At 69.8% G+C, this 18,762-nt stretch carries 15 protein-coding genes; 6 read left to right on the top strand and 9 right to left on the bottom strand.

Going from position 1 to position 18,762, the window contains the following annotated elements; all coding sequences use genetic code 11:
- Window positions 1–7: 7 nt before the first annotated feature.
- Window positions 8–844 (bottom strand): GNAT family N-acetyltransferase, encoded by an 837-nt coding sequence (locus P8A20_RS06915; RefSeq protein ID WP_327379529.1) that lies wholly within the window; start codon window positions 842–844, stop codon window positions 8–10.
- Window positions 845–1,175: 331 nt separating this feature from the next.
- Between P8A20_RS06915 and acnA the strand changes: the two genes are divergently transcribed.
- Together acnA and P8A20_RS06905 are read left to right on the top strand one after the other, a co-directional pair.
- Window positions 1,176–3,890 carry an aconitate hydratase AcnA gene (gene acnA / locus P8A20_RS06910; RefSeq protein WP_147959928.1) on the top strand — a complete coding sequence of 905 codons (2,715 nt, stop codon included), beginning with the start codon at window positions 1,176–1,178 and terminating at the stop codon, window positions 3,888–3,890.
- Between the two features lie 70 nt (window positions 3,891–3,960).
- On the top strand, window positions 3,961–5,190 hold the full coding sequence (locus tag P8A20_RS06905) for an ROK family protein (protein ID WP_306103071.1): 1,230 nt from the start codon (window positions 3,961–3,963) through the stop codon (window positions 5,188–5,190).
- Window positions 5,191–5,286: 96 nt separating this feature from the next.
- Here P8A20_RS06905 and P8A20_RS06900 read toward each other — a convergent pair whose 3' ends face one another.
- From P8A20_RS06900 to xylA, 5 genes are all read right to left on the bottom strand, one after another.
- Window positions 5,287–6,666: a GH1 family beta-glucosidase gene (locus P8A20_RS06900; RefSeq protein ID WP_147958017.1), complete on the bottom strand. Its 1,380-nt coding sequence runs from the start codon at window positions 6,664–6,666 to the stop codon at window positions 5,287–5,289.
- A gap of 10 nt (window positions 6,667–6,676) precedes the next feature.
- Window positions 6,677–7,531 carry a carbohydrate ABC transporter permease gene (locus P8A20_RS06895; protein ID WP_147958018.1) on the bottom strand — a complete coding sequence of 285 codons (855 nt, stop codon included), beginning with the start codon at window positions 7,529–7,531 and terminating at the stop codon, window positions 6,677–6,679.
- Between the two features lie 5 nt (window positions 7,532–7,536).
- The gene (locus tag P8A20_RS06890) at window positions 7,537–8,508 is read right to left on the bottom strand and encodes a carbohydrate ABC transporter permease (RefSeq protein ID WP_147958019.1); all 972 of its coding nucleotides are present in this window, start codon (window positions 8,506–8,508) and stop codon (window positions 7,537–7,539) included.
- Window positions 8,509–8,519: 11 nt separating this feature from the next.
- The gene (locus P8A20_RS06885) at window positions 8,520–9,782 is read right to left on the bottom strand and encodes an ABC transporter substrate-binding protein (protein WP_147958020.1); all 1,263 of its coding nucleotides are present in this window, start codon (window positions 9,780–9,782) and stop codon (window positions 8,520–8,522) included.
- 149 nt (window positions 9,783–9,931) lie between these two features.
- Window positions 9,932–11,101, bottom strand: coding sequence for a xylose isomerase (gene xylA / locus P8A20_RS06880; RefSeq protein WP_306103070.1), 1,170 nt, complete (start codon window positions 11,099–11,101; stop codon window positions 9,932–9,934).
- Between the two features lie 327 nt (window positions 11,102–11,428).
- Between xylA and yicI the strand changes: the two genes are divergently transcribed.
- Together yicI and P8A20_RS06870 are read left to right on the top strand one after the other, a co-directional pair.
- Window positions 11,429–13,666: an alpha-xylosidase gene (gene yicI / locus P8A20_RS06875; protein WP_306103069.1), complete on the top strand. Its 2,238-nt coding sequence runs from the start codon at window positions 11,429–11,431 to the stop codon at window positions 13,664–13,666.
- Window positions 13,667–13,905: 239 nt separating this feature from the next.
- Window positions 13,906–14,529: a histidine phosphatase family protein gene (locus P8A20_RS06870; RefSeq protein WP_147959931.1), complete on the top strand. Its 624-nt coding sequence runs from the start codon at window positions 13,906–13,908 to the stop codon at window positions 14,527–14,529.
- A gap of 51 nt (window positions 14,530–14,580) precedes the next feature.
- Here P8A20_RS06870 and P8A20_RS06865 read toward each other — a convergent pair whose 3' ends face one another.
- On the bottom strand, window positions 14,581–14,787 hold the full coding sequence (locus P8A20_RS06865) for a DUF397 domain-containing protein (protein ID WP_147959932.1): 207 nt from the start codon (window positions 14,785–14,787) through the stop codon (window positions 14,581–14,583).
- Window positions 14,771–15,616, bottom strand: a complete 846-nt coding sequence (locus P8A20_RS06860) for a helix-turn-helix domain-containing protein (protein WP_147959933.1) — start codon at window positions 15,614–15,616, stop codon at window positions 14,771–14,773. The genes P8A20_RS06865 and P8A20_RS06860 overlap by 17 nt, the downstream gene beginning before the upstream one ends.
- Before the next feature lie 194 nt (window positions 15,617–15,810).
- On the opposite strand from P8A20_RS06860, the gene P8A20_RS06855 reads away from it, so the two are divergent.
- Window positions 15,811–16,890, top strand: a complete 1,080-nt coding sequence (locus P8A20_RS06855; protein ID WP_147959934.1) for a lytic polysaccharide monooxygenase auxiliary activity family 9 protein — start codon at window positions 15,811–15,813, stop codon at window positions 16,888–16,890.
- 244 nt (window positions 16,891–17,134) lie between these two features.
- Here the strand turns inward: P8A20_RS06855 and P8A20_RS06850 are convergent, their stop codons facing one another.
- A complete protein-coding gene (locus tag P8A20_RS06850; protein ID WP_306103068.1) occupies window positions 17,135–17,764 on the bottom strand; it encodes a TetR/AcrR family transcriptional regulator in 630 nt (209 codons plus the stop codon).
- A gap of 153 nt (window positions 17,765–17,917) precedes the next feature.
- On the opposite strand from P8A20_RS06850, the gene P8A20_RS06845 reads away from it, so the two are divergent.
- Window positions 17,918–18,475, top strand: a complete 558-nt coding sequence (locus P8A20_RS06845; RefSeq protein WP_147959936.1) for a cysteine hydrolase family protein — start codon at window positions 17,918–17,920, stop codon at window positions 18,473–18,475.
- Window positions 18,476–18,762: the final 287 nt, after the last annotated feature.

Raw genomic sequence — 18,762 nt, 5'->3', positions numbered from 1 at the left:
GGCCGGGTCATGCGCGCGGCACGGGTGCGGGCCCGTTCGTGCCCACGCCCCGTGGATCCCGCTGCCGGTGGACCGCCGGTGCGGTGGCAGCCCTGACGGCGTGTCGGCCGGCCGGGTCCGGCCCCCGCCGGGCGTTGGCCAGGGGTGCCGCCACCAGCCACCCCGTCGCCTCGTAGAGGGCGCGGCCCTCGGCCGACGACGCCAGCAGGCCCACCGTGGCGCCCTGTTCGGCGGCCGTGGCCGTGAGAGTGGCCATGATCACCCGGCCGAGCCCGCGGCGCCGGTGCGCGGTGTGGGTCTCGACCTTGTCGACGACCGCCGTGGTGCCGTCGACGGCGGTCTGGCCGCGCGCGGCGGTGGTGCCGTCCGGTGCGTGCACCCTGGCGTGGACGACCCCGGCGTCGGTCCAGCTGCGGAGCCGGTAGCCGTCGGGCGCCGCGCTCGGGACGCCTGCGGGATCGGAGCCCAGCGAGGTCGACATCAGGAAGCCGGGCGCGCCGGGGATCGACCACCCCGGTGCGATCCAGGACGCGAGCGAATCGGCCGGAACGAACGCCTTCAGCCAGACTCCCGGGCGGGCGGGGCTCCTGGTCAGCTCCCGCACGGTCGTCTCGTCGGCGGTCGGCAGGACATGGTTCGTGGAGTTCCCGGGGGGTCCGGTGACCACGGTGAAGCCCCACGGTGTGGGGCTCGGTTCGCCGGCCCCGCGCGAGAGGGCCCAGCCGTGGACCCATGCCCGCACGGCCTCGGAGGTGTCGGTGAAGTGCACTGCGCTCTCTCCGGGCAGGGGTGGGTGGTCGTAGGTGTACGGCTTTCGCGGCGCGCGCCCTGGAGTGCTGCGCACGGTGAGCTCTCGTCACGCCGAGGTGCACGCGTCCCGCCGTACCGCCGAGAACGCGGCCCGGCGGATTCGGACGGGATCCGTCCGGCCCCTGGTCGTGGCCGTGGGTCATCGCGGAGTGGCGCCGGACACGGACTCCCGGGCATGACCGCGCGGCGGCGATGTACTAGAGTTATCTCGACATCGAGATATCTGCCGAGGCGCACCGCAGCCGCCGCTCAGTAAGGGTTACCTAACTAACCCTTACCTTAGCGGATGGTGGGGGCCGCAGGCGGCGCCGGCCGCACATGAGGCGCGGCGCGGTTGAACGCGCACATTGAAGAAGGAGACTGTCGTGTCGGCGAACAGCTTCGACGCCCGCAGCACGCTGCGCGTGGGCGACGAGTCGTACGAGATCTTCAAGCTGGACAAGGTCGAGGGCTCCGCGCGCCTCCCTTACAGCCTGAAGGTGCTGCTGGAGAACCTGCTCCGCACGGAGGACGGCGCGAACATCACCGCCGACCACATCCGGGCGCTCGGCGGATGGGACTCGCAGGCCCAGCCCAGCCAGGAGATCCAGTTCACGCCGGCCCGCGTGATCATGCAGGACTTCACGGGCGTCCCCTGTGTCGTGGACCTCGCCACCATGCGTGAGGCCGTCAAGGAGCTCGGCGGTGACCCGGCGAAGATCAACCCGCTGGCCCCGGCCGAGCTGGTCATCGACCACTCCGTCATCGCCGACAAGTTCGGCACCAACGACGCGTTCTCCCAGAACGTCGAGCTGGAGTACGGCCGCAACAAGGAGCGCTACCAGTTCCTGCGCTGGGGCCAGACCGCCTTCGACGAGTTCAAGGTCGTCCCCCCGGGCACCGGCATCGTCCACCAGGTCAACATCGAGCACCTGGCCCGCACGGTCATGGTCCGTGGCGGCCAGGCGTACCCCGACACCCTCGTCGGCACCGACTCGCACACCACCATGGTCAACGGCCTGGGTGTGCTGGGCTGGGGCGTCGGCGGCATCGAGGCCGAGGCCGCGATGCTCGGCCAGCCGGTCTCCATGCTCATCCCGCGCGTCGTCGGCTTCAAGCTGACCGGCGAGCTCCCGGCCGGCACCACCGCCACCGACCTCGTGCTGACCATCACCGAGATGCTCCGCAAGCACGGCGTCGTCGGCAAGTTCGTCGAGTTCTACGGTGAGGGCGTCGCCGCCACCTCCCTCGCGAACCGCGCCACCATCGGCAACATGTCCCCGGAGTTCGGCTCCACCGCCGCGATCTTCCCGATCGACGACGAGACGCTGAACTACCTGCGCCTGACCGGCCGCGACGCGCAGCAGGTCGCGCTCGTCGAGGCGTACGCCAAGGAGCAGGGCCTCTGGCTCGACCCGGCCGCCGAGCCCGACTTCTCCGAGAAGCTCGAGCTCGACCTCTCCACGGTCGTCCCCTCCATCGCCGGCCCGAAGCGCCCGCAGGACCGCATCGTCCTCGCGAACGCCAAGGCGCAGTTCGCCCAGGACGTACGCAACTACGTCTCGGACGACGAGGAGGCGGGCAAGGAGTCCTTCCCGGCCTCCGACGCCCCGGCCGCCTCCAACGGTGTCCCGACGAACCCGGTCACGGTCACCGCGCCCGACGGCACGACGTACGAGATCGACCACGGCGCCGTCACCGTCGCCGCGATCACCTCCTGCACCAACACCTCGAACCCCTACGTCATGGTCGCCGCGGCGCTCGTGGCGAAGAAGGCGGTCGAGAAGGGCCTGACCCGCAAGCCGTGGGTCAAGACCACCCTCGCCCCGGGCTCGAAGGTCGTCACCGACTACTTCGACAAGGCGGGCCTGACCCCGTACCTCGACAAGGTCGGCTTCAACCTCGTCGGCTACGGCTGCACCACCTGCATCGGCAACTCCGGCCCGCTGCCGGAAGAGGTCTCCAAGGCGGTCAACGACCACGACCTGGCCGTCACCTCGGTGCTCTCCGGCAACCGCAACTTCGAGGGCCGGATCAACCCCGACGTCAAGATGAACTACCTGGCGTCCCCGCCGCTGGTCGTCGCGTACGCCATCGCCGGCTCGATGAAGGTCGACATCACCAAGGACGCCCTCGGCGTCGACCAGGACGGCAAGCCCGTCTTCCTCGAGGACATCTGGCCCTCCGAGGCCGAGGTCAACGACGTCGTCGCCAACTCCATCGGCGAGGACATGTTCAACAAGTCCTACCAGGACGTCTTCGCGGGCGACGCCCAGTGGCAGGCGCTGCCGATCCCGACCGGCAACACCTTCGAGTGGGACTCCGAGTCCACCTACGTGCGCAAGCCCCCGTACTTCGAGGGCATGACGATGGAGACGACCCCGGTCGAGGACATCACCGGCGCCCGTGTGCTCGCCAAGCTGGGCGACTCGGTCACCACCGACCACATCTCCCCGGCCGGTGCGATCAAGGCCGACACCCCGGCCGGCAAGTACCTCACGGAGCACGGCATCGAGCGCCGTGACTTCAACTCCTACGGCTCGCGCCGTGGTAACCACGAGGTCATGATCCGCGGCACGTTCGCCAACATCCGCCTGCGCAACCAGATCGCGCCGGGCACCGAGGGCGGCTTCACCCGCGACTTCACACAGGCCGACGCCCCCGTGTCGTTCATCTACGACGCCTCGCAGAACTACCAGGCCGCGGGCACCCCGCTCGTGATCCTGGCGGGCAAGGAGTACGGCTCCGGCTCGTCCCGCGACTGGGCCGCCAAGGGCACCGCGCTCCTGGGCGTCAAGGCCGTCATCGCCGAGTCCTACGAGCGCATCCACCGCTCGAACCTCATCGGCATGGGCGTCCTCCCGCTCCAGTTCCCCGAGGGCCACACCGCCGAGTCCCTCGGCCTGACCGGCGAGGAGACCTTCTCCTTCACCGGCGTGACCGAGCTGAACGACGGCACCACGCCGCGCACGGTCAAGGTCACCACCGACACCGGTGTGGAGTTCGACGGCGTCGTCCGCATCGACACCCCCGGTGAGGCGGACTACTACCGCAACGGCGGCATCCTGCAGTACGTCCTGCGCAGCCTGATCCGCAAGTAAGGGATCGGGAAGTGAGCGAAGGGCCGCACCCCCGGGGTGCGGCCCTTCGCCCGTTAGGCTCGAAGGTCTGATGAAGAACAACCTCACCTCGCCGGCGGCCAAGGCCGGACACGAGTCCGTGCGGCGCCACAACCTGAGCCTGGTCCTGCGGACCGTCCGTGACGAGGGCGAGGTCACCCGGGCACGCGTGGCGAGCCTCGTGGGGCTCACCAGGGCCGCCGTCTCCTCGCTCGTCGAGGAACTCCTCGCGCTGGACTGCCTCAGCGAGTCCGGCAAGACCTCCAGCGGGTCGGCCGGACGGCCCGGCACCGTCCTGAAGCTCTCCCGCACCGGCCCGGCCGGGCTCGGGGTGGAGATCAACATCGACTACGTCTCCGTGTGCGCCGTCGACCTCACCGGCACCGACCGGGTCCGGGTCACCGAGCACACCGACCACCGGGACGTCCCGCCCGCCGAGGTCCTGGCCCACGCCGCCCGGCTCACCAACCGCGTCATCGCCTCCACCAGGGAACAGGAACTGCGGGTGGTCGGCGTGGAACTGGCACTGCCGGGCCTCGTCTCCGGCGGCGTCGTCCGGCAGGCACCCAACCTCGGCTGGAGCAGGGTCGCGGCCGAGGGCATCTTCGGGCAGGCGCTCAGCACGCTGCGCCCGGCCGGGCGGGCGCTCGCCGTGGGCTCGGGCAACGAGGCGAATCTGGCGGCACTCGCCGAGCTCTGGTTCGGGGGCCTCGGCGGCGTGCGCACCTTCCTCTATCTCACCGGTGAGATCGGCGTGGGCGGCGCGCTCGTGGTCAACGGCGAGATACTCCGGGGCGCCCACGGGTTCGCCGGCGAGATCGGCCACGTCGTCGTCGACCCCGGAGGCCCGCTCTGCCGGTGCGGAGCCCACGGCTGCCTGGAGCAGTACGCGGGCCGGGCGGCTCTGCTGCGCGCGGCGGGCATCGACCCGGACACGGGTGTACGCGGGATCGCCGAACTGGAACAGCGGGCCACGGCCGGGGAGAAGAGGGCTGTCGGGGCGCTGCGCGAGGCGGGGGACCGGCTGGGCGTGGTACTGGCCGGCGCGGTCAACCTCTTCGACCCCGAGGCGGTCGTGCTGGGAGGGATCTACCGCAGCCTGATGCCGTGGCTGGAGGGCCCGGCGGACGCCCAGCTCACCGCCCGGGTGGTCTCCGGCCGCTGGCACGAGAACGGCAGCCGGCTGCGGGCCTCGTCCCTCTCCGGCGACGCGGCGCGGGGCGCGGCGGCCCGGGTGGTCCATGACGTCCTGGACAACCCGGCGGCGTTCGCGGTGCGTTGAGCGTGGCAGCCGCACAGCTCAAGGCCCCCGGCGGAACGCGAAGCGGGGGCGTACGCGTCCTGGTGCACGCGTACGCCCCCGCCGCCGAGGGACCGATCAGGCCTTGTGCGCCGCGATCAGCTGCTGGTACCAGCTGTAGCTGTCCTTCGGGGTGCGCTCCAGGGTGTCGTAGTCGACCCGGATGATCCCGAACCGCTTCGCGTAGCCCAGCGCCCACTCGAAGTTGTCCAGCAGCGACCACACGTAGTACCCGCGTACGTCGACACCGGCGTCCATCGCCGCCCGCAGCGCCGTCAGATGGGTACGCAGGTACTCCACCCGGTCGGCGTCGTGGATGGAGCCGTCCGCCTCGACCTCGTCGAACTCCGCCGAGCCGTTCTCCGTGATGTGCACGGGCGGCAGGGCGTCACCGTACGTCTGCTTGAGCACGGTCAGCAGGTCGGTGAAGGACTCCGGCACGACCGGCCAGCCCATGGCCGTCTTGCGGACATCCGGGTAGTTCCCCTCCGAATACCGGTTGTCCGTGGCCACACGCAGCGCCGGGTCCGCCTCGCGGTGCGGGGCGGCGCCGACGACGATCGGCCGGTAGTAGTTGATGCCCAGGAAGTCCATCGGCTGCGAGATCAGCTCCAGGTCGCCCTCGCGGCGGAAGTCCTGGCCGGTGATCAGCTCGCCCCAGGTCTCCTCCTCGGTGGCCGGGTAGCGGCCCGCGAGGAGCGGCTCGGTCCACACCAGGTTGTGCTGGGTGTCCGCCCGGACGACGGCCGCGAGGTCCGCGTCCGACTCGGTGGCCGGGACGTTGCGGTCCAGGTTGAGCGTGATGCCCGCCTCGCGGACGCCCGCCGCGCGCAGCGCGTTCATCGCGTGCCCGTGGCCGACCAGCAGGTGGTGGGCGGCGGCCAGCGCCCCACGGCCCTCCTTGGCGCCCGGCGCGTGCCGGCCCACCGAGTAGCCGAGGAACGCGCTGCACCAGGGCTCGTTCAGGGTGATCCAGCGCGGCACCCGGTCACCGAGGTGCTCGGCGACGATCGCCGTGTACTCGCCGAAGCGCTCCGCCGTCTCCCGTACCCGCCAGCCGCCCTTGTCCTCCAGGGCCTGCGGCAGGTCCCAGTGGTACAGGGTGGCGGCCGGCTCGATGCCCGCCTCGAGCAGCTCGTCGACGAGCCGGGAGTAGAAGTCCAGCCCCTTCGGGTTGACCGCGCCGCTGCCCGTGGCCTGGATACGGGACCAGGCGATCGAGAAGCGGTACGACTCCACGCCCAGGTCGCGCAGCAGCGCCACGTCCTGCGGATAGCGGTGGTAGTGGTCGCAGGCCACGTCACCCGTGTCGCCGCCGTCCGTCCGGCCGGGCGTGTGGCTGTAGGTGTCCCAGATGGACGGGCCGCGGCCGTCTTCCTCCACGGCGCCCTCGATCTGGTACGAGGCCGTGGCCGCGCCGAAGACGAATCCGGGCGGGAAGACCGGGAAGTCACTCATGGGGGAACCCTTACTTGACCGAGCCACCGGTGATACCGGCGGCGATGTACTTCTGTGACAGGACGAGGAGGACGGCGGCCGGCACCGCCGAGAGCACCGAGGCGGCCATGACCGAACCCCAGTCGCCGACGTGCGCGCCGATGTACTGGTAGATCCCCAGCGTGATCGGCTTGACGTCGTCCGTGGTGTTCAGCGTGAGCGCGAACATGAAGTCGCTCCACGCGTACAGGAACGAGAACAGCCCGGCGGTGATCAGCGAGTTCCGGCTCATCGGCAGGACGACCTGGACGAACGTACGGAAGCGGCCCGCACCGTCCACCTCGGCGGCCTCGATGACCTCACGCGGGATCGACACCATGAACGAACGCATCAGCACGATCGCGAAGGGGATGCCCAGCGAGGCGTCCGCGAGCATCAGGCCGAAGTAGGAGTTGACCAGGCCGAGGTCCACGTACGCGCTGTACAGGGCGTTCGCGATGACGATGCCCGGCACCATCTGGGTGATGAGCGTGCCGAAGACGATCGTCTTGCTGCCCCGCAGCTTGAACTGCGCCAGCCCGTACGCCGCCGGGGCGGAGATCGCCAGGCAGATGGCCACGGCGCCCAGCGCCACGGCCAGCGAGGTCAGCAGGTTGGTGCCCTGCTCTGTGATGGCCGACGTGAAGCCGGAGAAGTCCACACCCGTCGGGACCGGGCCCACGTCGACCAGGCTCGCGTCGGGCTGCAGCGCGGTGTTGATCATCCAGTACAGCGGGAACAGCATCACCGCGAGTACGACGACGCCGAAGACGGTCGCACCCCAGCGGCGCCTGGGCCGGTGGACGGCGGGAGCCGGGGCGGCGGGGATCTGGGTGGTGGTCGCCATGCCGGTCACTTCCCCTCGTTGCGGTTGACCCGCAGGTAGAACACCGCGAAGACGGCGGAGATCAGGATCAGGATGTTGCCGACCACGGCACCGGCCCCGAAGTCCATCTGGACGAAGGAGTTCTGGTAGGTGAGCGTGCCGAGCGTCTGGGTGGAGTCGGCGGGCCCGCCGTCCGTGAGCGCGAGGACCAGGTCGAGGATCTTGACCGTCGACATGAAGCCGAGCACCAGCACCACGGTGATCACGGGCTTGAGCATGGGCAGGGTGACCGAGCGGAACGTGCGCCAGGCGGAGGCGCCGTCGAGCGCGGCCGCCTCGTTCAGCTCCTTGGGGACCTCCTGGAGGCCGCCGTAGAGGATCACCATGTTGAACGGGATGCCGATCCAGATGTTCACCAGGATCACCGAGATCAGCGCCATGCTGGTGCTCGTCAGCCAGGGCGTGTCACCGGGGAGGCCGATGGTGCCCAGGAAGCTGTTGAGGACACCGGTGTCCTGGTCGAAGATGCGCCGCCACACGATGCCGGAGACCACCATCGGGACCAGCCACGGCAGCAGGATCAGCGAGCGCAGGATCCCGTTCAGCGGGAAGCGGCGGGTGAAGAAGACGGCGAGGGCCAGACCGATGCAGAACTGGCCGACCAGCGATCCGACGGTGAAGAGGATCGTCTGCCACAGGGCCTTGCCGAACAGCCCGTCGTTGAAGACGTTGCTCCAGTTGTCCGTGCCGTTGAACGGCGCCTCGCCGGTGAAGAAGGTGGACGGCGAGTAGTCCTGGAAGCTCATCACGATGTTGCGGACGAGCGGGTAGCCGAAGAACAGCGCCATGAAGATCACGGCCGGGGCGATGAATCCCCACTGGGCGAGCGACTTGCGCCGCTTGGCGCTCCGCGGGTTCACGGGCTTCTTGACCGTGTCGGCCGCGGGGGCCTTCGGGTCGGCCGGCAGCGCGGCGGCCGAGGCTGTGGTGGATGACATGGTTCGTTACCTCAGTTCCCGCTCGTGACCTGCTGCTGGGCACGCTTCAGAGCGGCCTCGCTGGACGCGCCGGTGAGCGCGGACTGGAAGGCGCTCTGCAGGGCGAGCGACACGGACGACCACTGGGCGCCGACCTTCGCGGTGCGGGAACGGGCCGTGGCGACCTGGTCGGCGAGCGCCGCCAGCTCGGGGGTCTTCTTCCGCCAGATGTCGGCCGCCTTGGTGTTGGCCGGGACCATCCAGCTGTTGATGGCGTAGGAGATCTCCTCCTGCTCACCCGACATACAGCCGATGATCTTCGCAGCCGTCTTCTCGCGCTCGGTGTCGCCGGTGTTGGGCACGGTGAGCACACCGCCGCCCAGCGGACCGACCGAGTCGTCACCCGCCTCGGGCACCGGGATCTCGGCGATGCCCCAGTTGAGGCCCTTCTTGGCGTTCAGGGTCTCGACCTGCCACGGGCCGTTGATCATCATGGCCGCGTTGCCCGCCATGAACTGGTCGTTCACGTCGGCCTGGGTCCAGTTGACCGTGGACTTGGAGAGCGAGCCGTCCTTCAGGAGGGCCTTCCAGTAGTCCAGTGCCTCGGCGACCTCGGGGGTGTCGAGCTTCGACTCGTCACCGCCGTTGGACCACATGAACGGGGTGAACTGGAAGACGCCGTCCTCCGCGCCGCCCGCGCTCAGTGCCAGGCCGTACCGCTTGCCCTGGGTCAGCTTCTTCGCGGTCGACTGCATCTCGGCCCAGGTCGTGGGCACCTCCAGCCCGGCCTTGTCGAGGGTGTCCTTGTTGTAGAACAGCGCCAGGGTGTTCACCGTGCGCGCGGCCCCGTAGTACTTCCCGTCGAACGAGCCGAAGTCGACGATCCCCTCGGGGATGTCCGTCGTGGTCAGCCCGAGGTCCTTCAGCGGGATCAGTCCGCCGGCCTCGGCGAAGGTCGGCATCTCGGACGCGTCCAGCTGGAGGACGTCCGGCAGCGACTTGGAGGACGCCATGCGCAGCGCCTTCGTCATCAGCTGCGAGGCCGGCACGCTCTGCTGCTCGATGGTGATCCCGAGCTGCTTGCTGCAGCGCTTGAGGGTGTCACCGTCCCAGCGGTGGTACGACTCGTCGGTCGAGGAGTTCATGACGGTGTAGACGTCCTCGTCCCGCTGCTGGCCGCAGCCCGACAGAACGGTGCCGGCGACGATCGCGGAGACGACGGTGAGGGGGACGACGATCCGCCTGGTGCGGCGGCTGCGGCGTCGGATCCGCCCGTCCGGGGAAGGTTCTGTCACGGTGGTGCCCTTGCGCTAAGAGGGTGGCCGGGGCCCATGGGAACGCTCCCACGGGGTTGTAGTCAAGCCCTTGCACGGATCCGGCGGTGTCACGGCAGGGAGGGGCGGGGTGCCCGGTGGTGGTGTGCGGGCACCCCGTGTGTGGTGGGTCAGCGGACGCCGAGGAGGTGTTCCATGGCGAGCTGGTCGAGGGCTTCGAAGGCCATGGAGCGTTCGGCTGCGGCGGTGGCGTCGAAGTTCTCGTAGGCGGAGGTGTCGGCGAGGAGGGCCTTGAGGCCGTCCTCGGCGGTGGGGCGGGCGAGCTCGTGCAGGCGGGAGGCGGTCAGGGCCTCCTGGACGGCCGGGTCGGCGCGGAAGGCCGCGGCGCGCTCCTTGAGGATGAGGTAGTTGCGCATGCAGTTCTTCGCGGACTCCCAGACCCCGTCGATGCCGTCGGTGCGCACGGGCTTGAAGTCGAAGTGCAGCGATCCGTCGTAGCCCGCGGTCTCCAGCAGGTCGACGAGCCAGAACGCCTGGCGCAGGTCCCCGGCGCCGAAACGGAAGTCCTGGTCGTACTTGATACCGGACTGGCCGTTGAGGTCGATGTGGAAGAGCTTGCCCGCCCACAGGGCCTGCGCGATGCCGTGGGGGAAGTTCAGCCCGGCCATCTGCTCGTGGCCGGTCTCCGGGTTCACACCGACCATCTCCGGGCGCTCCAGGCGCTCGATGAAGGCCAGGGCGTGACCGATCGTGGGCAGCAGGATGTCACCACGGGGCTCGTTCGGCTTGGGCTCGATCGCGAACCGCAGGTCGTAGCCCTGCTCGGTGACGTAGTCGCCCAGCAGGTCGAAGGCCTCCTTCATCCGGTCCAGCGCCAGACGCACGTCCTTGGCACCCCCGGACTCCGCACCCTCACGCCCGCCCCAGGCCACATACGTGCTCGCACCGAGCTCGGCGGCCAGATCGATGTTCCGGATCACCTTGCGCAGCGCGAAACGCCGCACGTCACGGTCGTTCGAGGTGAACCCGCCGTCCTTGAACACCGGGTGCGTGAACAGGTTCGTCGTCGCCATCGGGACCTTCATCCCGGTCCGCTCCAACGCGTCCTTGAACCGCCCGACCAGCCGGGCCCGCTCCTTCTCGTCCGACCCGAACGGGATCAGGTCGTCGTCATGGAACGTCACACCGTGCGCACCCAGCTCCGCGAGCCGCTCCACCGACTCCACCGGATCCAGCGCCGGACGCGTCGCGTCACCGAACGGGTCATTGCCACGCCAGCCCACCGTCCACAGACCGAACGTGAACCTGTCCGCGGAAGTGGGAGTGAAGCGGTCCGTCATTGCACAGCCTCTTGTCGACGTCGGGCCCGGACGGCATTCCCTGCCGGGCAGATCAATTTGTTTGCTTGCAGTACTAATACGCCATCCGGTCGATGGTTTCTAGACCGTTTCCGTCACGTGTCGATCACGTGGCGCAAACATGGCAGATCCGGGGCTCCGCCCGGCGTTTCGGTTTCTCGGGCAATCCGGGAGCTGCTGCCCTGTTCCGGCCTTCTCGGGCGCATTTGTTTTGTGTACGATCAAAATCGAGAGGACCCGCAGCCGCGCTCGCCGCAGGCGCCCTGACGTCCCGCCCAGCACCCCCCTGATCGGCTAAGGACCACCCCCATGAAGTTCACCGACGGCTTCTGGCAGATGCGCAGTGGTGTGCACGCCTCGTACGCCACGGAAGTCCGCGATGTCCGCCTCGACGACGACCGCCTCGCCGCCTACGCCGCCGTCAAGCGCGTCGAGCGCCGCGGCGACACGCTGAACGCCCCACTGATCACCGTGGAGGCCCACGCGCCGGCCGAAGGCGTCATCGCGGTGCGGCTCACCCACCACGCCGGCAAGCGCCGCAAGGGGCCCGACTTCGAACTGCCGGGCGCCGCCCCGCGGTCCGCCGCCACGACCCGCACCCGGGGCACGACCGCCGAGCTGACCAGCGGCCCGCTCACCCTGCGGCTCCCCACCGAGGGCACCTTCGGTCTGGAGTTCCTGGACGGGGACGGCCGGGTCCTGACCTCGGCCGGCCGCAAGGGCAGCGCGTTCGCCACCGTCGACGACGGCAGCCATCACATGTTCGCCCAACTCGCCCTCGGCGTCGGGGAGACCGTCCACGGCCTCGGCGAGCGTTTCACGCCGTACGTGAAGAACGGCCAGACCGTCGACATGTGGCAGGCCGACGGCGGCACCAGCAGCGAGCAGGCCTACAAGAACATCCCGTTCTACCTCTCCTCCCGCGGCTACGGCGTCTTCGTCAACCACCCCGGAAAGGTCTCCTTCGAGGTCGGCTCCGAGGCCGTCGGCCAGGTGCAGTTCAGCGTCGAGGACCAGACGCTGGAGTACTTCGTCGTCGCCGGTCCCACACCGAAGGACGTCCTGTCCCGGTACGCCGCCCTGACCGGCCTCCCCGCGCTTCCCCCGGCCTGGTCGTTCGGCCTCTGGCTCACGACCTCCTTCACCACCTCGTACGACGAGGCCACCGTCACCTCCTTCGTCGACGGCATGGCCGAGCGCGGCATCCCGCTCAGCGTCTTCCACTTCGACTGCTTCTGGATGCGCGAGTACCAGTGGTGCGACTTCGAGTGGGACCCGGCCGTGTTCCCCGACCCCGAGGGCATGATCGCCCGGCTCAAGGACAAGGGCCTGAAGATCTGCGTCTGGATCAACCCGTACATCGGGCAGAAGAGCGCCCTGTACGAAGAAGGCGCGGAGAAGGGCTACTTCGTCCTGACGCCGGACGGCGACATCTGGCAGTGGGACAAGTGGCAGGCCGGCATGGCACTGGTCGACTTCACCAACCCCGACGCCACCGCCTGGTTCCAGGCCAAGCTGAAGGTCCTCCTCGACCAGGGCGTCGACGGCTTCAAGACCGACTTCGGCGAGCGCATCCCGACGGACGTCGTCTGGCACGACGGCTCCGACGCGGAGCGCATGCACAACTACTACACGCACCTCTACAACAAGGCCGTCTTCGAGCTCCTGGAGAAGGAGCGCGGCCAGGGCGAGGCCGTGCTCTTCGCCCGCTCGGCCGCCGCCGGCGGCCAGCAGTACCCGGTCCACTGGGGCGGCGACTGCTGGTCCTCCTTCGAGGCCATGGCGGAGTCCCTGCGTGGCGGCCTCTCGCTGTCCCTGTCCGGCTTCGGTTTCTGGAGCCACGACATCGGCGGCTTCGAGGGGACCCCCGACCCCGCGGTCTTCAAGCGCTGGCTGGCCTTCGGCCTGCTGTCCTCCCACAGCCGGCTGCACGGCTCGTCGTCGTACCGCGTGCCGTGGGAGTTCGGCGACGAAGCCGTCGACGTGGCCCGGCAGTTCACCCGCCTCAAGCACCGCCTCATGCCGTACCTGTACGGCGTGGCCGTCGAGGCGCACCGCACCGGTGTCCCCACGATGCGCCCGCTGCTGCTGGAGTTCCCGGAGGACCCGACGGCCCGCACGGCAGACCGGCAGTACCTCCTGGGCCCGGACGTCCTCGTCGCGCCCGTCTTCACCGACGACGGCGAGGTCGAGTACTACGTGCCCGAGGGCACCTGGACCCACCTGCTGACCGGTGACACGGTCACCGGACCGGCGTGGCGCCGGGAGACCCACGGCTTCGACAGCCTGCCGCTGCTGGTCCGCCAGGGCGCGGTCCTGGCACTCGGCGCGGACGAGTCCCGCCCGGACGGCGAATGGCTCGACGACCTCGAACTCCGCGTGTTCGCCCCCGCCGGAACCGGTGACTTCACCCGCACGGTGACCGTTCCCGACCGCACCGGCGCGGTGGCGGCGACGTACGAGGTGGTCCTCGAAGGCGGCGAGGTCCGTGTGACGACGGACACGGACCGGCCGTACACGGTCACCGTCGTGGGGGAGAGGGCCTGACGGCCACCGGCCCCTGATCCCCGTCCCGGCGGGCACCGGAACGATCCGGTGCCCGCCGGCAAGGCCGACGGGCAGGGCCCCCGGGCACGTCCGTACGCGCCTCGGCCGGGGCGGCACATGCCGTACGGAGGCACCCCGCCGGGGCGAGCCGCTCCGTGCGGGGCCGGGCGGAATGCGATCGTGGGCCGGCAGGTTGCCACCATTGGCACATACGTACGGCGCACAGAGCGGAAGCACCCATGGGCGAGTTGATCCTGATCCGGCACGGCGAGACCGAGTGGTCCCGGTCCGGGCAGCACACGAGCTGGACCGACCTGCCCCTGACCGACCTGGGCGAGCGGCAGGCACGCGCCCTCGTCCCGCTCCTCGCAGAACGGGAGATCGGGCTCACCCTGGTCAGTCCTCTGCTCAGGGCCCGCCGCACCGCGGAACTGGCCGGCCTGAAGGCCCCTCGCGACACACCGGACCTCCGGGAGTGGGACTACGGGGCGTACGAGGGCATCACCACGGTCGAGATCCGGCGCACCCGCCCCGACTGGAACCTCTGGACGGACGGCGTCGCCCCCGGCCCCGACGAGCACCCCGGGGAGAGCCCGAAGGAGGTGGGCGACCGGGCGGACCGGATTCTGGCGGAGGTCCGGGCGGCGGCGTCCCGCCTGGGCGACGCGGACATCGCACTGGTGGCCCACTCGCACTTCCTGCGGGTCCTCACCGCGCGCTACCTGCGGCTGACACCCGCGAGCGGTGAACTGTTCCAGCTCGCCACGGGCGCGGTCTCCCGCCTCGGCACGGAACACGGCAAGCCGGTCGTCACCGCGCTGAACGTGTCCCTTCCCGAACGGCTGTTCAACGCCATCGGCTGACGCGGAGCGGCGCAGGTCTGAGCCGGTCCCCGCTCAGGCCTGCCGCAGCGTTTACAGCGAACCGCTCCTGAGGGCGTCGACGAACCGCGCCCACCCCGCGGCGCCGAAGGCGAGAGCGGGACCGCCGGGATTCTTGCTGTCGCGGACGGGGACGAGGCCGGGGAAGCCGTCGGCGACCTCGACGCAGTTCCCGCCGTCCCCGTTGCTGTAGGACGACGTGCGCCACATTGCCGAGCACAGGTCACGGGAGGTGAGCATCTGTTGCGTAGCCCTTCGCAGCCGACTTGATCAGGGACAGGGACGCTTCCGGAGAGAGCGCGGAAGCCCTGGCCAGATCGTATGCGGAAGAGATTTGACCCACCAGCCCGGAATCCTCGACGAGTTGGCCGCTGTAGGCGGCCTCCGTGTAGGCGGCGGGAGGTGCGTCGGCGAAGTGCATCAAGGTCACGGCCGTGTTCAGCAGAGGGTTCGCACCGGCGGAGAAGGGCAGGACCTGCACGACGACACGTGGGCGTGTGACGCCTTGTCCGTGAAGGTGATGGAGTTGCTCCGCGATGACTGCGGCCCCGCCCACCGGAGAGCGGAGAGCCGCCTCATGGACGATGACCCAGAGGACGGGAGCAGTGGGCGAGTCGAGCAGCGTTCCCCGGTCCATCCGGGTGCGCACATGGGTCTCGACGACATCGTCCGAAGCGTAGGGGTGGGCAGCACGCGTGAGAGCTCGGGCGTACGACTCGGTCTGCAGCAGACCGGGGATGATCAGGGACGAGAACTCGGCGATGGAGACCGCCCGCTGCTGGAGCTCCGCCGCGTCGGCGAAGTACCCCGCCACCTTCGAGGTCCGCGCCAGCCGGCACAGCCGCTGAAGGTGCTCGCCGCTCCCCAGCAGCGCGTCGAGCGCGCGGGAGATCTCGGCCTGCGGCCGCCGCTCGGCCGCTTCGAACAGGCCGATGTAGGTGCCGGAGCAGAAGGCCCGCTCGCCCAGTTCGTTCTGTGACAGTCCTGCGGCTTCACGCAGGCGACGCAACTCCGCGCCGTAGAAGGCGCGGGGGTTCGCATACGGGTCCAGGTCCTTCGGCAGCGGCATGCCCGGTACGGTACCGAGTACCCCGCCCCCGTATGCCCGTCGTCGGTCGCGGTCACCCGGACGAGTGGCAGAAGCCTTTCTGCGCAAGGCGTTTACATGATTTGGGGTCGGCGCTAGCCTCCGATAATGGGAGCGCTCCCAAGCTCGCACAGCATCCCGGCCCCACCCGGCGCCGCAGCGAAGGGACGTACATCGTGATCCAACTGTCCAGACACCGATTACTGGCCGGCACCCGCCGGAGAGCGGTTCTCCTCACCCTGCTCGCCCTGCTGACGACCGTCCCCGCCCTCGGGCTCGTCCTCACCACGGGGGAGAAGGCCGAGGCGCACGGCACGCCCATGAAGCCCGCCAGCCGCACCTTCCTCTGCTGGCAGGACGGACTGACCGACACGGGTGAGATCAAGCCCGTGAACCCCGCCTGCAAGTCCGCCGCGCAGCAGAGCGGGACCACCCCGTTCTACAACTGGTTCTCCGTGCTGCGATCCGACGGCGCCGGCCGTACCCGTGGCTTCGTGCCCGACGGCGAGCTGTGCAGCGGAGGTAACACCAACTTCACCGGGTTCAACAAGCCGAGCGCCGACTGGCCGGTGACGCACCTGACCGAGGGTGCGACCATCGACTTCTCGTACAATGCCTGGGCCGCGCACCCGGGTTGGTTCTACGTCTACATCACCAAGGACGGCTACGACCCCACTCAGGCGTTGACCTGGGACGACATGGAGGATTCGCCCTTCCTGTCCATCGATCACCCGCCGCTGAACGGCAGCCCGGGCACCGTCGAGGCCGACTACAAGTGGACGGGCGCGCTTCCCGATGGCAAGGACGGCCGTCACGTCATCTACGTGGTCTGGCAGCGCTCCGACAGCCAGGAGACCTTCTACTCCTGCTCGGACGTGGTCTTCGACGGGGGCAACGGTGAGGTGACCGGGGTCAAGGACGGCACCAGCACCACCCCGACCGAGCCCCCGCCCGGCGCATGCACCGCGACCCGGACCACCACCGGCAGCTGGAACGGCGGCTACCAGTCGGAGGTGAAGGTCACCAACTCCGGCACGGTGCCGATGCTCGGCTGGATGGTGGAGTGGACGCAGCCCACCGGGCAGAGCGTCGCCAGCCTGTGGAGCGGTGACATGACGACGCAGGGGCAGGAGGTGATGGTCCACAACGCGGGCTGGAACGGCTCGTTGGACCCCGGTCAATCCACGACCTTCGGTTACGTCACCCAGGGTGGCACCCCGGATCCGGCGCTGAGACTCGGCTGCCGGGTCGGCTAGGCCCTTCCCTCCGGATCATCCGATCGTTGGTCGACGCGTGTCGTCGACCAACGCCCGGTGGGCACGCGCCGAGCCGTTGCTGCAGGACCGGACCTCGGCCGGTTCGGCGCGGTCGACCCCACCGGTGCCCGTGCCCACCGGCACGCCGCCGGGGCCCGTCGAAAGGCCCCGGCGGCGAGTCGGCCGATCAGGCCACGAGAGTGTGGTCGCAGGCCTCGCCGGCGGGCCCAGGCCCTGCGCACGCCTACGTGTCCGCGTCGGTCCGCGGCTCTTCCAGAAGTGCCCTCAGGGCCAGGCGGAGCAGGGGGGCCAGTTCCCGGGGTCCTGCGTCACCGAGGGGCTGGACGGCGACCGTGGAGCGGAGCACGGCCATCCCCACGCCCAGTGCGACGACGAGCTGGGAGCGCAGTTCCCGCTCCGTCGTGCCGACATCGGGAAGCGGGTCGACGGAGGCGAGGACGTGGCGGGCGAAGTCCTGAAGTGCGGCGCGCCGCAAGTCGCCCAGGTCGCCTTCGTCCGGGGTGCGCAGCAGCATCAGCACCGGATGTTCGCCGAACTCGGGCCATGCGTCTGCGGAGAACTGGCTCGCGAGCGCGTCGGCCAGCCCCGCGACACCGCTCGGAACGTGCCCGTCCGGGTCCAGGAATCGTGGATTTGCGGCGAGCGCAGCCTTGAACAGCCCTTCCTTGGAGCCGAAGTACCGCTTGACGAGAGCGATGTTGACTCCCGCGTCACCGGCCACATCGCGCAGAGTGGTCCGTTCGTAGCCGCGCCGGATGAAGCGACCGTGTGCGGCACGCAGCAGCGCTGCGCGCGTGGCGGCGGAGTTCCTGCGCTGTCCCGCGCCTTCGGCACTCACCGTTTCCTCGTCCATGACCCCAACCTACTGCGTGGCCACGGCTGCGCAGGAGGTGCGTACCGACCTATGTAATCACTTGTTGACATGTGGTGGACGGCGTTCTACCGTCCCATGTAATCACTTGTTGACATCATGGTCGGCAGGTGCTGTCGCGACAGAAGGTACGCAATGCCGCAGAGCGCCCTCTTGGTCATGGATGTGCAGAACATCATCGTCGAGCGGTATGCCGACCAGGCGTACGTGAGCCGGCTCCGCGGGGCTGTCGAGGCCGCGAGAGCGGCCGATCACCCGGTGGTTCACGTGACCGTCGGCTTCCGGCCGGGCCGCGCCGAGATCCACCCGCGCAACAAGATGTTCGGTGCTCTCGCCGGGAGAGCGTCCTCGCCGCAGGAGGAGTGGGCCAACGCGATCCACCCCGACGTGACGCCGCTGCCGCTGGAGCCCGTCGTCGTCAAGCGCCGCGTGAGTGCTTTCGCGGGCAGCGACCTGGACATGGTGCTGCGCTCGCAGGGCATCGGTCATCTGGTGCTCGCGGGAATCGCCACCAGTGGGGTCGTGCTGTCCACGGTGCGGCAGGCGGCCGACCTCGACTACGGCCTGACCGTCCTCTCCGACGCGTGCGCGGATGCCGATCCCGAGGTGCATCGCGTGCTGACGGAAAGGGTCTTCCCGCAGCAGGCCGCGGTCACCACGGCGCACGAGTGGGTGGCCGGGTTGCAGCGATGACGCGCGCGGGGGACGCGTAGGCCCTGTCCACCGGGGCCGTCCGGTGCGGAGGTGGGGTGCCCTCGCGCGGGTCCGGCCCCGGTGAACGCGGGTCGTGTCACCTGCCGGTCCCGGCGTGGTGACGGAGGCAGGCGGGCGGTCTCGGCGGCGAGTCGTCACGTGCGCCAGCGGTGAAGGCTTCTCGCAGGTCCGGTCGGCAACCCGCTTGCGCGGACGGTCGTGGGCGCCTTCCCCCGCCCCTCCGTGCTCCGGCGGGTCCGTCCACGCGAACGGCCGGCACCTCGCCC

This window comes from Streptomyces sp. Alt3 (genome assembly GCF_030719215.1).
Taxonomy (GTDB): domain Bacteria; phylum Actinomycetota; class Actinomycetes; order Streptomycetales; family Streptomycetaceae; genus Streptomyces; species Streptomyces glycanivorans.
Note: the sequence above shows the minus strand (reverse complement) of the source record. Positions and strands in the feature narration are given on the sequence as shown.